Here is a 13,575-nt window from a genome sequence, read left to right as displayed (position 1 = left end):
GCACGACGACGGCCGCACATAAAAAAACCCGCGCAAAACGCGCGGGCTTCGACAGGCGCCGGCAGAAACGCCGGCGACTCAGGCGGTCAGCGCGTGCAGCGCCTCGTCGGTGAGCCACAGCGATTCCTGAAGGTCCTGCTCGTTGAGGTTCAGGCCGTCGCCGCCGCGATCGACGACGATGAAGTCGCTGACGCCGCCGAGCGCGATCAGCGGGTGATGCCACACGCCCTTCGCATAGTTGACGCCCTGCCACCCGCTCGTCACGAACGCGCGGATCTGCGCCGGATCGAGATCGCCCGCGGGCGCCACGACGACGAGATACGGCTGGTCGTTCAGCGGCACGAAGGCCTGGCTGCCGAGCGGATGCCGCTCCAGCATCTTCACTTCGAACGGCAGCGTGCGCGGCTGGCCGCGGAACAGGTTGACGAGCGTGCGGCCGTCGTCATCGGTCACGTCGACTTTCGCGAGATCGTGAAAGCGGATCGTCGTGCCGAGATTGATCGGGATCTGCTTCGCCCCTGCCGTCTCGATCACGTCGCCGAACGGCGCGAAGGCTTCCTTGGTCAGCGGTTCGATTGCAAGCGTCTTCATTTGTCGAGCGTCCCCCACAAACGCAGGCGCGACACGCCGCCGTCCGGAATGATGTTCAGTCGCACGTGCGTGACGGGGCCGAGCGATGCGATGTCGTGTTCGAAGTAGTGCTGCTTGTCCATCTGCAGCTTCTGCTCGCCGAGCAGCACCGGCCAGAACATCGACTGCGTGACCAGCGAGCTGTCGGTGCCGCCCGACACGTACGCGGCCTGGATCGAGCAGCGGTCCGGATAGTTGCCCTTGAAGAACGCCGTATCGACTTCGATCTTGCGGATCACGCCCGGCTGCGCGAGCGCGATGATCGCCCAGTCGTTGCCCGGTTCGCGGCGGCGGCGGGTTTCCCAGCCGTCGCCCATGTTCACGCCGCGGCCCGGCAGCAGCAGGTTCGACGCGACGCCGAAGTGCTGGTTGTTCGCGGCCACGACATAGCCGCCGTTTTCCATCGCCGCGAGATCGAACTGCTCGGTCGTGCTCGCGCCGGCCCAGTCGAGTTGCGGCTGGCCGTACACGCGCAGGCGCGCGATGCCGCCGTCCGGGTAGATGTTCACGCGCAGGTGCGTGAACGCGCGGGCGTCGCTCGCTTCGACGTAGTGATGGCTGTTGCCCTGCAGCGTCGTCGACGGCACGATCTCGACCCACTCGGCCGCATGCGTCGGCGCGCCGTCTGCCACGAATGCGGCCTCGATCGATGCGGCCGGCGGGAAATTGCCGGTGAAATGGCTCGTGTCGATGTCGAAGCCCTTGATCACGCCCGGGCGCGCGAGCTTGACGATGCACCAGTCGTAGCCCGTCGTGCGCTTGCGGCGCGTCTCCCAGCCGTCCATCCACTTGCCGTGGTCGTCGTACTTGCCGGGGATGAAGACGGCCGGCTCGGGGTTCAGCATCCGGTCCTTCGGCGCGAAGAAATCGTCGCTGGCTTCGAGCGCCTGCGCACCGAGACGCGGGTCGGCAAGATTCACGTAGCGCCGCGTGAAATCGGGGGCGTTGGGATCGAGAAGCGGAACAGCCATGATGTTTCCTTGTTTCAGTGATGCGATCGGGCCGCTGCGACGCAGCAGGCCGTATTGCGGTGTCAGGCGTCGATCAGGTCGTCGAGGCGGAAACGCGCGATCCGGTAGATCTGGTCGAGGCTCGCGCGCAGCTCTTCGGTGCGCGAATGATTCACGCGCGACTCGAAGTTCGCGATGATGCCGTGCCGGTCATAGCCGCGCACCGCGAGGATGAACGGGAAGCCGAACTTCTCGCGATACGTGCGGTTCAGCGTCAGCAGCTTGTCGAACTCTTCCTGCGTGCACTGGCCGAGGCCCGCGCCGCTCTGCTCGCGCGTCGACTCGGCGGTCAGCTCGCCGCGCACGGCAGCCTTGCCGGCCAGCTCCGGGTGAGCGTTGATCAGTGCGAGCTGGCGCGCTTCGCCGCCCGTTTCCACCGCACCCGACATCGTCTTGTGCAGCGCGTCGATGCTCGCGAACGGCCGCTCGCCCGCGGCGACTTCGGCCACCCACGGCGAGTGTTCGAAGATCCCCGACAGCGCCGCGACAAATGCGCTCGGCGCCATCGTGTTCAGTTGATCCAACGTGTAGCGCATCGCCTTCATGCTTTCCCTTCGTTTCGATGATTGGGCTGATACGGATGATGTTCACGCCAGTGACGCGCGATATCGACACGGCGCGTCACCCATACGCGATCGTGCTTCTCGATGTGGTCGAGAAAACGCTGCAGCCCGCGGAAACGTCCCGGCCGGCCGAGCAGGCGGCAGTGCATGCCGATCGACAGCATCTTCGGCGCCTCGTCGCCCTCTGCGTACAGCACGTCGAACGCGTCGCGCAGGTAGTCGAAGAAGTGATCGCCGGTGTTGAAGCCCTGCGGCGTCGCGAAGCGCATGTCGTTCGTGTCGAGCGTGTACGGCACGATCAGTTGCGGCGACGTGCCGCCGCCCGACACTTCGACGTCCATCCAGAACGGCAGGTCGTCGCCGTAGTTGTCGGAGTCGTACAGGAAGCCGCCGTATTCCGCGACGAGGCGGTGCGTATTGGGGCTGTCGCGGCCGGTATACCAGCCGAGCGGGCGCTCGCCCGTCACGCGCTCGATCGCTTCCATCCCGAGGCGCATGTGCTCGGCCTCGAGCTCGGGCGTCATGGCCTGGTAGTGGATCCAGCGCCAGCCGTGGCACGCGATCTCATGGCCGAGCTCGACGAATGCGCGCGCCAGCTCCGGGTGACGTTCGATCGCCATGCCGACGCCGAATACCGTCAGCGGCATCCCGCGCTTCTCGAATTCGCGCAGGATGCGCCACACGCCAGCCCGCGACCCGTATTCGTAGATCGACTCCATGCTCATGTGACGGTCCGGATACGCGGCCGCGCCGACGATTTCGGACAGGAACTGCTCGGAGCCCGGATCGCCGTGCAGCACGCAGTTCTCGCCGCCCTCCTCATAGTTCAGCACGAATTGCACGGCGACGCGGGCGCGCCCCGGCCAGTTCGCCTGAACGGGATGGCGGCCGTAGCCGATCAGGTCGCGAGGATAGTTGGGATCGAGTGGCATGGTTCGAAGTGCGACGAAAGCGGGCTGAAATAATGGGTTCGCATCGACCCGCGCGAATGCCGGAGGCTGGCCGCGCACGCCGATGCGATGACGGCCCAGTGTAGCGAAAACGTCCATACGCGCCCATACAGCGGCGCAGATAGTGCATGTCAGACGGTGTGTATGTGCGGTTGCGGCAAATTCGGGACCGGTTCCGCCACATCCCCGTCCGGCGGGCTGAAGCGGGCAAAAGCGCCGTCGTAGCGCTTCGGCAGCGGCCGCGCGTAATCGCCGCGCTTCGCCGTCGCGAGGCGCAGCGCAACGAGCGCCTCGGCCCACTTGACGGCCGCCGTGACGCCCTCGACCACCGGCGCGCCGATCTGCTGCTCGATCTCGTGCGCGAACTCGGCCATTCCCGCGCAGCCGAGCACGATCGCGTCGGCGCCGTCCTCGTCGAGCGCGCGCCGGCACTCGTCGACGATGATCCGGCGCGCGGCCGATCCCGGCCGGTCGAGTTCGAGCACCGCGACGTCGGTCGCGCGCACGTTGCGGCAGAACCGCTTCATCCCGTAGCGCTCCGCGAGGTGCCACGCCATCCCGCACGTGCGCGCGAGCGTGGTGACGACCGAGAAGCCCGGCGCGAGCACGCTCGCCGCATGCATCGCGGCCTCGGCGATGCCGATCACCGGCCCGCGCGCGAGCTCGCGCGCCGCGTACAGGCCCGGATCGCCGAAACACGCGATCACGTATGCGTCGCAGCCGTCGCGCTCGCCCTGCGCGATCTCGGCGAGTAGCCCCGGCGTCGCGAGCGCCTCGTCGTAATAACCTTCGATCGACGGCGGCCCCATCGGCGGGCTCACGGCCACGATCTCGGTGCCCGCCGCCGCGACGTCGCGCGCGCAGCGGCCCATCGCATCGGTCATCCGCTGCGTCGTATTCGGATTGATCAGTCGGATCTTCATCGCACGCTCCTCAGGCCTTCGCGCTCACGAGCAACCGGTAGAACACGAACGCGAGCCCGGCGCCGATGAACCACGAGAAGTTCGCGACGCCCTCCCAACCCGGCACCATCACGCACACGATCGCGATCACCGCGGCCGGCAGCAGCGCGGCGAGCGCGCGGCGGTTCACGCCGCCCGTGTACCAGTAGGTGCCGCGTTCCGACATCGTGTACAGGTCGTCGCGCACGAGCCGGCCGCGCTTGACGAAGTAGAAGTCGGCGATCAGCACGCCGTACAGCGGCCCGATGAACGCGCCGAGCACGTCGAGCGTGTAGTGGATCACGGCCGGGTTGTTGAACAGGTTCCACGGCGTGATGAAGATCGACGCGACGGCCGCGAGCATCCCGCCCGCGCGCCAGCTGATCAGCCGCGGCGCGACGTTCGAGAAGTCGAACGCCGGCGACACGAAGTTCGCGACGATGTTGATGCCGATCGTCGCGATCGTGAACGTCAGCGCGCCGAGGATCACCGCGGTCGGATGGTCGATGCGGCCGACCGTCGCGACGGGATCGGTGATGAGTTCGCCGAACACGGGCAGCGTCGCGGCCGTCGTGATCACCGTGACGAGCGAGAACGCGAGGAAGTTGACGGGCAGCCCCCAGAAATTGCCGCGCTTCACATCGCCGAACGAGCGGCAGTAGCGCGAGAAATCGCCGAAGTTCAGCATCGGGCCGGAGAAGTACGACACGACGAGCGACACGGCCGTGATCATCACCGGGATCACTTCCGCGCCGTGGTACTTGACGCCGCCCAGGTTGATGCCGATGTTGCGCCAGCCCGCGCGCCACACCATGTAGCCGGCGAGGATGAACATCACGACATAGACGGCCGGGCCCGCGAAGTCGATGAACTTCTTGATCGTCTCCATCCCGTTCCAGAATACGAACGCCTGGAGCACCCACAGCAGCATGAAGCCGGCCCAGCCGACCGCCGACAACCCGAGGAAGCCGTAGCGATGGACGTCCGCGTAAGGCAGCCATTGCGGGAAGAACTTCAGCACGACGATCACGAGCGCGCTCGACGCGAGATAGGTCTGGATGCCGTACCACGCGATCGCGATCAGCCCGCGGATCACGGCCGGCACGTTCGCGCCGAGCACGCCGAACGTCGCGCGGCACGCGACCGGATACGGCACGCCGATCTGCTGGCTCGGCCGCGCGATCAGGTTGCACAGCAGGTTCACGATGCCGATCCCGACGATCAGCGCGATCAGCACCTGCCAGCTCGTCAGCCCGAGCGCGAACAGGCTGCCTGCGAACACGTAACCGCCGACGCTGTGCACGTCCGACATCCAGAACGCGAAGATGTTGTACGAACCCCATGTCTGATTTTTTAGGGGTGCCAAATCTTCGTTGTACAGACGTTTGCTATAACCACCCGGCAGCGTCGGATCGCCGCCCTCGCCGCCTTCTTCCACCGGATAGGCGCTGTCGTGCGCCACACTGAACTGAGCCATGACCTCTCCTTGACGCGGCCGGATGGCCGCTCCACCGTCATCGATATCGCTCCGGATCATCGCCCGGAGTCGGACCAGCGGCCCGCGGCAAACACCGCAGGCCAGCATTGCTCTCGTTCTGTGGCGCGCGGCCAGGTTCGCGTCGCCGGTCAGGCGCCGCCGAACACTTCGCGCAAATCGACCTGCCCTTGCGCGGGCCGATCCAGCATCTTCAATTCGACATGCTGCAGGTGGTGCGCCATCAGCGTCACCGCCCGCTTCGGGTCTCCCGCCTCCAGCGCGGCGAGAATCTCGTCGTGGTCGTCGCACGAGCACGGGCTGCGCCCGTGCGATTCATACAGCGCCGACATCAGCGTCGAGCGTGCGACGAGCCCCTCGAGGCACTCGCTGAGCGTCGCATTGCCCATCAGCGTGGCGAGCGCCGTATGGAATTCGCCCGACAGCCGGATCCATGCCGCGAAGTCGTGCCGCTCGAACGCCTTGCGTTCCTTGTCGATCAGCGCGGCGACGCCCTTCAGCCGCTTCGCGCCGGGCCCGGTCGCGAGCCGCTCGACGACGGCGAGCTCGATGATCCGGCGCATCTCGAATACCTCGTGCACGTCCTGCAGCGTCGGACTCGCGACAAACGCGCCGCGGTTCGGCTCGAGCTCGACCAGCTTGTCGGTCGCGAGCTGCGCGAGCGCCTGGCGGATCGTCCCGCGCTTCACGCCGAACACGTCGCAGAGCTGCGCCTCCGTCAGCTTCGCGCCGGGCGCGAGCCGATGCTCGAGGATCGCCATGCGGATCCGCTCGGCGATCGCTTCGGGGCCGGCTGCGCCGGACGGGTGGGAATCGGGCTCGTTCATGTTCTGCATCGTGTGATGGTCCTCATCCTAGGACGGACATAAAGATTGTCAACAATTCTTTTCCTGAATTTCGCACAATCGGCGTGCACAGGCTCGACTCCAATCGGTGCACGATGCGCGAAATCCATGCATATCAAGCCTGAACGCCTTGACAGAGGCTGCTCTCGTCGCATGCCATCCCGGTCATTTTGTTGACAAAACTGGTGCAAGATTCGATGACGATTCTGTCGATGTGCGTCGAAATATTTGACCGTTAGTTGCGCATTCACATAAAGAAAAAGGCGGGAAAACCCGCCTTTCGATCGTTCGCGCCGGCATCAGCCGAGATGCGGATAGTCCGACAGCGTGAGCCGGAAACCGTGCGCATTCGCGACCAGTTGCACCTGCGCGCCGAACGGCAGCGTCAGCAGGTCGGGCACGTGGCCGAACTGCAGCCCCGTGACGACCGGAATGCCGACCACCGCGCGCACCTGGTCGATCATCGCCTGCATGTCGTAGCCGTTGTCGTATTCGAACGGCCGCGCGCCGGTGAACTGGCCGAGCACGAGCGCCTGCTGGCGCGCGAGCAGCCCCGACAGGTGCAACTGGTAGATCATCCGCTCGATCCGGAACGGCTGCTCGTTGACGTCCTCGATGAACAGGATGCCGCCCTCGATGTCCGGCATGTACGGCGTGCCGATGAGCGACGTGAGGATCGCGAGGTTGCCGCCCCACAGCGTGCCCGTCACGTTCACGGTCTGCACCTGCGGCGCCTCGGCGATGATCGTCGTGCTCGGCTGCGTCAGCGTCTGCCAGAAGTGCTGCATCGTGAAATCGCTCGGCGTCTCCGCGCCGAAGTCGGCGGACAGCATCGGGCCGCCGAACGTCTTGATGCGGGCCTTCGCGTACAACGCGAGCTGGATCGCCGTGAAGTCGCTGTGGCCGACGAGCGCGACCGGCTGGTCGCGCAGCCTGCGTTCGAGCCCGCGATAGTCGAGCCCGTGCAAAATGCGTGCGGCGCCGTAGCCGCCGCGCACCGCAAGCGCAATGTCCGGCAGCGGCCGCTCGGGATCGGCGAGACGGTTCAGGTCGCCTGCCCGCTCGCCGTCGGTGCCGCCGAAACGCTGGAAGCGCCGCTGCGTCGCTTCGATGTTCTCGATGCGATGCTCCGCGGTGCCGAGGCGCTCAAGCGCGCGGTTGATCGCGTCGGGGTCGTGCGGATAGCCGGACGGCGCCAGCAGGCGGATGGTGTAGGACGCGGCGGGCTGGAAGGACATGGCGAAAGGTGTCGGGTCGTCAAACCTGCTTAGAGGGTCCGAACCGTCTCCGGTTCAAGGAAACGTGCGCGCCCGCTCGGTCCGGGCGGCCGGCGCGGCAGGCGCGCCTATGACGCGCCGGATTCGGCGTCGGGGGCGAGCCGTGCTTCGCGCAGCGCACGACGACGCTCGGCGAAGAACGACTTCAGCGCGGCGCCGCACTCGTCGGCGAGCACGCCGCCGAGCACTTCGGTATGGTGGTTGAGCTGCGGATTCGCGAACGCGTCGATCACGCTGCCGCACGCACCCGTCTTCGGGTCGGTGGCGCCGTAGACGACCCGCGCGATGCGCGCATGCATGATCGCGCCCGCACACATCAGGCACGGCTCGAGCGTCACGTACAGCTCGCAGCCGGGCATCCGGTAATTCTGCAGATGCTGCGCGGCCATGCGCAGCGCGGCCATTTCCGCATGGGCCGACGGGTCGTGCCCGCCGATCGGATGGTTGAACCCGCGTGCGATCACTTCGTCGCCGCGCACCAGCACCGCGCCGACCGGCACTTCGCCGGCCGCGCGCGCCTCTTCGGCGGCGGCCTGCGCGAGACGCATGAAATGCAGGTCGCGCGCCGATACGGGCGCGGCTTCGGGAGCAGGAGCATGGGCGACGGGTTCGGCCGCCGGGGCGGCTGCCGATGGGGCTGCGTCGTGCAGCGTGTCGGACGTCACATCGGCCCCGCTTCGGCGGGCGCTTCGTCGAGCCCGCGCTCGCACAGGCGTTCCGCGATGCGCCGGCAGTAGTCGCGCGGCATCACCATCGGGCCGCCGCGCAGCGATTCGAGCGCCATGTCGAGCGCGAGGATCTTCGCCTGCAGCCGGCAGCGCGCGGCGCGGTCGCTGACCGCCTGCACTTCGTCGTGCAGGTTGCGCAGCGCGCGCAATTGCTCGACGGCCGGCGGCACGAAGCCCGCGTTCTTCAGGATACGGTTGGCCACCCGCACCTCCTCGGGCACGAGCAGGTCGTCATCAAGCGCCTGCGGCGCGCCGGTACCCGGCAAATCGTCGAACTCGCCCCGCGCGGCGGCGGCGGCAATACGTTGTTCGACCAGGGCGTCAAGCAATCTCATCAGTCAATGGGAACAATGCGGCAGGCCGAATTCTAGCAGGGTGACGCGGGTATGACAGGCCCTTTGAATATATGCTCGATATTGGTTTTTTAGGGGCCGAATCGCCGGGCGCAGACGGGGTCGCGTCTCTTTTTTTGGGCGACTGGTCAGAGCGGAAACAGGTGGTCGACGAGATAGTCGACAAACACGCGCAGTTTCGGCGACAGCTGGCGGCTGGAAGGCCACATGATCCGGAAGGTCGTGACGTCCTGGTTGTAGCGGTCGAGCACGCTGATCAGCGTGCCACGGGCCAGTTGCTCCCGAATCGCGATATCGGGAATGCAGGCCACGCCAAGCCCCTGCTCGGCAAAGCACACCAGCGGGTTCAGCGTATTGGTCACCATGCTGACCGGCAGCTCGGCGCTGATGGTGCGCGCGTCCTTGCCGAGCGGCCAGACATCGAGCTTGCCGGTGGTCGGGTAACGATAGAGCAGGCAGGCATGCCGGATGAGATCCTCGGGCCGCTCGGGCAACCCGACGCGCTCGAAATACGCCGGCGTCCCGACGATCACGCGCCGGTAGCTGCCGATGGTACGCGCCATTAGGCGCGAATCGGTCGGCTCGCCGGTACGGATCACGACGTCGAAGCCCTCCTCGATCATGTCCACGAGCCGGTCACTGTAGTCGATATCGAGTTCGATCTCGCCATAGAGCGCCTTGAAGGCGGCGATCTTCTCGATGAACACCATGCTGATCGACGGCAGGCTGATCCGCAACTTGCCGCGCGGGCTGTTCTGCAAGTGCAGCAGTTCGTTTTCCGCCGCCTCCACCTCGCCAAGAATGCGCCGGCAACGCTCGAGGAACAGCGCCCCCTCCGGCGTCAGCGTCACGGTGCGCGTCGAGCGGTGGAAAAGCCGCACGCCGACGCGTTCCTCGAGCCGGACGATAGCCTTGCTGACGGCCGACGACGACAGACCGAGCTGCTGGGCTGCGGCCGTAAAACTGCGCGCCTCGGCAGCACGCACGAAGACGCCCAGCGATCCGAGATGATGTTCCATGGGTTCACCCGCCATCTATGACATCTGTGTCATAAATATTGTGAACTTTATCCTATTTTTCATGGATTCGTTTTCGGCCAACCTATACCGGATGGCGGCATCAGCCAACGGGGCGCAGGCCGAGTCCGGCTGCGCCACCTATCCGATCCGGCTCCGTCTCCGGAAGGCCTCAACAAAAGGAACACCATGACGACACCCAACACCGCCGAGGTCGCCGGCACAAGCACCGTGCATCACCTCGATGCCGCGCCCGCGAGCCTACCCGTCTCCGCGCTACTCGCGCTGGCGACCACCGGCTTCCTCGCGTTGCTCACCGAGACCTTTCCTGCCGGCATGCTGGCCCATATCAGCGCCAGCTTCTCGATTACCGAAGCGCTGGCCGGCCAGTTCGTCACGCTCTACGCGATCGGCTCCCTGGTGGCCGCGATTCCTTTGATTGCCGCCACCCGCGGCTGGCGGCGCCGCAAGCTGATGCTCGCCACACTGGCCGGCCTACTGGCCTTCAACACCCTCACCGCCGTGACCACCAGTTACGTCGTCGCGCTCGCCGCCCGCTTCCTGGCCGGCATGGCCGGAGGCCTGATCTGGGGCATGCTCGCCGGCTACGCGCGCCGCATGGTGCCCGATCCGCTCAAGGGCCGCGCACTGGCGCTGGCCGGCGTCGGCGCTCCGCTCGCGCTGTCGCTGGGCGTGCCGATCGGCACCTTCCTCGGCGCCAGCTTCGGCTGGCGGCCCACTGTCGGGCTGGTCTCTGCGCTGACCGTCGTCGCCATCGTCTGGGTGCTCGCCCGCGTGCCCGACTACCCTGGCCAGTCCGTCGAGCAGCGCGACCCGATCCTCAAGGTGTTCACGACGCCCGGCGTGCGGTCGGTGCTGGCCGTGCTGGTCTGCTGGGTGCTCGCACACAGCATTCTCTACACCTATCTCGTGCCGTTCATCGCCCCCGCGGGGCTCGCGAGCCGCATCGACGTGGTGCTGTTCGTATTCGGCGTGGCCTCGCTCGCCAGCATCTGGCTGAGCGGCCTGCTGATCGATCGCATGCTGCGTTCGCTGGTGCTCGCCGGGCTGGCCCTGTTCGCGCTGGCATCACTCGCGCTTGCCTTCGGCGGCCGCGAGCCGGTGGTCATCTACCTTGCGGTGGCCGTGTGGGGGCTGACCTTCGGCGGCTCCGCCGCGCTCTTGCAGACGGCCTCCGCCGAGGCGGCCGGCGCCGGCGCGGACGTGGCGCAATCGATCCTGGTCACCGCATGGAACGTCGCAATCGCAGCCGGCGGCGCGATCGGCGGCGTGCTGCTGCAGACCTGGCAGGCCAGCTCGTTTCCGTGGGCGCTGATCGCACTCCTGCTACTGGCGATCCTGATTGCATGGCGCGCCAACGTGCACGGCTTCCCGCCGCGCAACGCGGCACGTGCGACCTGACGGCCACCGGTGTCGCGGCACGCGAATGCCGCGGCGGACGCCACGCTCCCCTCAACGGCAAACCGCCGTGACGCACAATCGCATCGGGCCCCGCGCGGGCCTCGCCATGCGGCGGCCGTCACCTGCTTCTCCGAACTCTCCAGGAGCCATCGATGAAAAAACAACGGCTGCTACCCGTTTCGCCCCACCCAATCGTTCGTGCGGAACGTCTCATCGGTGATCGATGGTCACTGTCGATCCTCTACGACATCTTCCTCGGGATCCGCCGCTTCTGCCTGCTACAAAAGGACCTCGGCATCGCCAGCAATATCCTCTCGAATCGGCTGCAACAACTGGTCGAGGGCGGACTGCTCCAGCCCGCAGCGCCGACATGCGGCGCCACGCATGCCGAATATGTGCTGACCCGCCGCGGCGCAGCCTTGCAGCCCGTGATCGTCGCACTCGGGCGCTGGGCGGAGGAGAACCCGCCCGTGCAACCGGAATAGCGGCCGTTCCGCATGCCCGATGCGTGCCGACTGCAAGCGTCCCGCCACAGGCCGGACCATCCGCCGACGGCCGGCGGTCAGCGTGACGGTCCCGCCCAGGCGTCGAATTCGCGACGTTCGCGATTTTCGCGAACGCGCCCGATCGCCCGATCCGCCTGCTCCGGGCGGCCCAGCGCGATCATCGATTCGACCAGCTCGGACATCATCGAATTCAGCTCGGCATGCGCGACGCCCGACGCCTCGGCCACGAGTCGAAACTTGCGGCCGAGCGCATCGATCTGCAGCCATAGCATCCGGCCTGGCGCAATGCCGGACCGGACGGCGCCGTCGCTTACCTCACCGGCTTCACACGTGATCGCGATGCCGAAGGGCCAAGGCTGACGCGCATGCAGCAACGGCACCGCACGCAGCGAAGGAAACCGCGCGACGAGGTCGAGCGCATGGGTCCGGTGCCGAGCCAGGCGGTCGTGCTCGGCCGCCACCCGCTCGATCAGTTCCGCCGGCGTCCACGTGCAATCGAGATCGATGTCGGTCGGCACGATCGGGGCGAAGCAAGCGGCACCGCCTGCCTCAATATCGAGGTCGTCCTGCCCGGCGACCGACCAACCCAGCTGCAAATGCGTCGTGCCCGCCAGGTCCGCAACGTGGAGCAGCCACGCGCCCCAGGCCAACTCGATCGCGGCATCGGACGCGCGCACCGCTACCCCCGGCAATGGTCGCCACGCACTTGCCTTCGCCCCCGTCGCGGTGGAATCCTGCCGGGCCACGAACGGCAGCGACGACGCCTCGAAGCGCTCAAGCCGTCCCACCCAGAATGCTTCATCGAGTGCCACCGCTTCATGGACGCGTTCCAGGCGCCGCGCTTCGGCATCGCCGAGGATCGGAAAGCGCTCGCCCTCCAGCACGCCATGCTCGGCAGCGAGATCGAACGAATCGAGCTGTGTCCCGTCGGGTGCCGAGAATTCGACGGCAACGTCCTCGCTGCCGGTCGCGATGCGCCAGTGATCCGGCGCGACATCAACGAGCGTACCCGGCAACAGGCCCGAACGCTCGGGCAACACGTGGAGCCGGCTCACCCACAGATGCCGGCCGTCGATCCGCATCTTCGGCAGGGCCATCGGGTTGGCATGGTAGGGCCCGAAAGTCAGCGCACGCACCATCGCCGACAGGGCCTGCGCAGGCTGGTCCCAGCGCAGGCAACCGGCCGCCTCGGGACGCCGCCGCTTCGCAAAGAAGGACCGTCGCGACGGATCCTGCGGCCGACAAACGAGCGTGTCGGCCGCCAGCTCGGCGAGCAGCCGGCCAAACCCGTCGGCAGCCGCCTGGTAACACTTGAGATTGAGCGACAGCGCCGATTCGGCCGGCTCGATCTCGACCTCGCATTGCACCGCGATGTCGCCCGCATCGACCGCGGCGGCGATGCGGTGCCAGGTGATCGCATGCCGGGTCTCCTGCGCGAGCAGCGCCCACGTGGTCGCATGCGTTCCACCATAGCGCGGCAACGGTGCATCGTGATAATTGAAGCCTCCCCGACGAAAACGCGCCAGCAACGACGCAGGCAGCACGAGCGGATTGACGATCGAAAACAGCCATTCGGTCTCGCGATGGGCAAGCCACGCCTCTAGGTTGGCGAGCGTATCGAAGCACGGCAGTGCCTGCCCGGCCGCCCACGTTGCGAGTGTCGGCTCGGTCGGCAGCACGGCCGCGACGACGTATCCCGCCTCGCGCAGCATCGCGATGCAGCGCATCGCCAGCGTGCTGCCGCCGATCACCACGCAACGGCGCGTGGGCCCGATGGACGTACTTGACGGCGCAGATTCGGCACGGCCCGTGCCAGCTGTATCGATCGGTGTTGAAAGG

Annotated in this window: 14 protein-coding genes; 2 read left to right on the top strand and 12 right to left on the bottom strand. The window is 67.0% G+C overall.

The window, feature by feature from the left end; translation table 11 throughout:
* Positions 1–78: 78 nt before the first annotated feature.
* The 11 genes from BFF94_RS08390 to BFF94_RS08340 all read right to left on the bottom strand — a co-directional run bounded on the left by BFF94_RS08390 (position 79) and on the right by BFF94_RS08340 (position 9,826).
* Positions 79–591, bottom strand: coding sequence for an ureidoglycolate lyase (locus BFF94_RS08390; protein ID WP_128843915.1), 513 nt, complete (start codon positions 589–591; stop codon positions 79–81).
* The gene (gene alc / locus BFF94_RS08385) at positions 588–1,601 is read right to left on the bottom strand and encodes an allantoicase (protein WP_128843914.1); all 1,014 of its coding nucleotides are present in this window, start codon (positions 1,599–1,601) and stop codon (positions 588–590) included. Before alc ends, BFF94_RS08390 begins: the two co-directional genes overlap by 4 nt.
* Before the next feature lie 62 nt (positions 1,602–1,663).
* Positions 1,664–2,185: a 2-oxo-4-hydroxy-4-carboxy-5-ureidoimidazoline decarboxylase gene (gene uraD / locus BFF94_RS08380; RefSeq protein WP_128843913.1), complete on the bottom strand. Its 522-nt coding sequence runs from the start codon at positions 2,183–2,185 to the stop codon at positions 1,664–1,666.
* Entirely contained in the window at positions 2,182–3,135 is a 954-nt protein-coding gene (gene puuE, locus BFF94_RS08375) for an allantoinase PuuE (RefSeq protein WP_128843912.1), read from the bottom strand. Before puuE ends, uraD begins: the two co-directional genes overlap by 4 nt.
* A gap of 149 nt (positions 3,136–3,284) precedes the next feature.
* Positions 3,285–4,076 (bottom strand): aspartate/glutamate racemase family protein, encoded by a 792-nt coding sequence (locus BFF94_RS08370; protein WP_128843911.1) that lies wholly within the window; start codon positions 4,074–4,076, stop codon positions 3,285–3,287.
* 10 nt (positions 4,077–4,086) lie between these two features.
* On the bottom strand, positions 4,087–5,571 hold the full coding sequence (locus tag BFF94_RS08365; protein ID WP_128843910.1) for an NCS1 family nucleobase:cation symporter-1: 1,485 nt from the start codon (positions 5,569–5,571) through the stop codon (positions 4,087–4,089).
* 149 nt (positions 5,572–5,720) lie between these two features.
* Positions 5,721–6,425 (bottom strand): GntR family transcriptional regulator, encoded by a 705-nt coding sequence (locus BFF94_RS08360; protein ID WP_128843909.1) that lies wholly within the window; start codon positions 6,423–6,425, stop codon positions 5,721–5,723.
* A gap of 308 nt (positions 6,426–6,733) precedes the next feature.
* The gene (ldcA, locus tag BFF94_RS08355; protein WP_128843908.1) at positions 6,734–7,672 is read right to left on the bottom strand and encodes a muramoyltetrapeptide carboxypeptidase; all 939 of its coding nucleotides are present in this window, start codon (positions 7,670–7,672) and stop codon (positions 6,734–6,736) included.
* Positions 7,673–7,779: 107 nt separating this feature from the next.
* The gene (gene tadA, locus BFF94_RS08350; RefSeq protein ID WP_128843907.1) at positions 7,780–8,376 is read right to left on the bottom strand and encodes a tRNA adenosine(34) deaminase TadA; all 597 of its coding nucleotides are present in this window, start codon (positions 8,374–8,376) and stop codon (positions 7,780–7,782) included.
* A complete protein-coding gene (locus tag BFF94_RS08345; protein WP_012328731.1) occupies positions 8,373–8,774 on the bottom strand; it encodes a DnaJ family domain-containing protein in 402 nt (133 codons plus the stop codon). The genes tadA and BFF94_RS08345 overlap by 4 nt, the downstream gene beginning before the upstream one ends.
* A gap of 146 nt (positions 8,775–8,920) precedes the next feature.
* Complete coding sequence (locus tag BFF94_RS08340) at positions 8,921–9,826, bottom strand: LysR family transcriptional regulator (protein WP_372454159.1); 906 nt, start codon at positions 9,824–9,826, stop codon at positions 8,921–8,923.
* A gap of 171 nt (positions 9,827–9,997) precedes the next feature.
* Here BFF94_RS08340 and BFF94_RS08335 point away from each other — a divergent pair, with 171 nt between their 5' ends.
* Complete coding sequence (locus BFF94_RS08335; RefSeq protein ID WP_128843905.1) at positions 9,998–11,230, top strand: MFS transporter; 1,233 nt, start codon at positions 9,998–10,000, stop codon at positions 11,228–11,230.
* Positions 11,231–11,382: 152 nt separating this feature from the next.
* On the top strand, positions 11,383–11,715 hold the full coding sequence (locus tag BFF94_RS08330) for a winged helix-turn-helix transcriptional regulator (protein WP_128843904.1): 333 nt from the start codon (positions 11,383–11,385) through the stop codon (positions 11,713–11,715).
* Positions 11,716–11,792: 77 nt separating this feature from the next.
* Here BFF94_RS08330 and BFF94_RS08325 read toward each other — a convergent pair whose 3' ends face one another.
* Positions 11,793–13,490 (bottom strand): formyltransferase family protein, encoded by a 1,698-nt coding sequence (locus BFF94_RS08325; RefSeq protein ID WP_128843903.1) that lies wholly within the window; start codon positions 13,488–13,490, stop codon positions 11,793–11,795.
* Positions 13,491–13,575: the final 85 nt, after the last annotated feature.

Origin of the sequence: Burkholderia catarinensis (assembly GCF_001883705.2) — a bacterium.
GTDB classification, from domain to species: domain Bacteria; phylum Pseudomonadota; class Gammaproteobacteria; order Burkholderiales; family Burkholderiaceae; genus Burkholderia; species Burkholderia catarinensis.
Note: the sequence above shows the minus strand (reverse complement) of the source record. Positions and strands in the feature narration are given on the sequence as shown.

Excerpts from the sequence above, each read along its gene's own strand:
- alc (WP_128843914.1), bottom strand. The coding sequence starts at position 1,601 with ATGGCTGTTCCGCTTCTCGATCCCAACGCCCCCGATTTCACGCGGCGC.
- puuE (WP_128843912.1), bottom strand. The coding sequence starts at position 3,135 with ATGCCACTCGATCCCAACTATCCTCGCGACCTGATCGGCTACGGCCGC.
- BFF94_RS08370 (WP_128843911.1), bottom strand. The coding sequence starts at position 4,076 with ATGAAGATCCGACTGATCAATCCGAATACGACGCAGCGGATGACCGAT.
- BFF94_RS08390 (WP_128843915.1), bottom strand. The coding sequence starts at position 591 with ATGAAGACGCTTGCAATCGAACCGCTGACCAAGGAAGCCTTCGCGCCG.
- BFF94_RS08335 (WP_128843905.1), top strand. The coding sequence starts at position 9,998 with ATGACGACACCCAACACCGCCGAGGTCGCCGGCACAAGCACCGTGCAT.
- BFF94_RS08360 (WP_128843909.1), bottom strand. The coding sequence starts at position 6,425 with ATGCAGAACATGAACGAGCCCGATTCCCACCCGTCCGGCGCAGCCGGC.
- BFF94_RS08365 (WP_128843910.1), bottom strand. The coding sequence starts at position 5,571 with ATGGCTCAGTTCAGTGTGGCGCACGACAGCGCCTATCCGGTGGAAGAA.
- uraD (WP_128843913.1), bottom strand. The coding sequence starts at position 2,185 with ATGAAGGCGATGCGCTACACGTTGGATCAACTGAACACGATGGCGCCG.
- BFF94_RS08345 (WP_012328731.1), bottom strand. The coding sequence starts at position 8,774 with ATGAGATTGCTTGACGCCCTGGTCGAACAACGTATTGCCGCCGCCGCC.
- BFF94_RS08330 (WP_128843904.1), top strand. The coding sequence starts at position 11,383 with ATGAAAAAACAACGGCTGCTACCCGTTTCGCCCCACCCAATCGTTCGT.
- BFF94_RS08340 (WP_372454159.1), bottom strand. The coding sequence starts at position 9,826 with ATGGCGGGTGAACCCATGGAACATCATCTCGGATCGCTGGGCGTCTTC.
- ldcA (WP_128843908.1), bottom strand. The coding sequence starts at position 7,672 with ATGTCCTTCCAGCCCGCCGCGTCCTACACCATCCGCCTGCTGGCGCCG.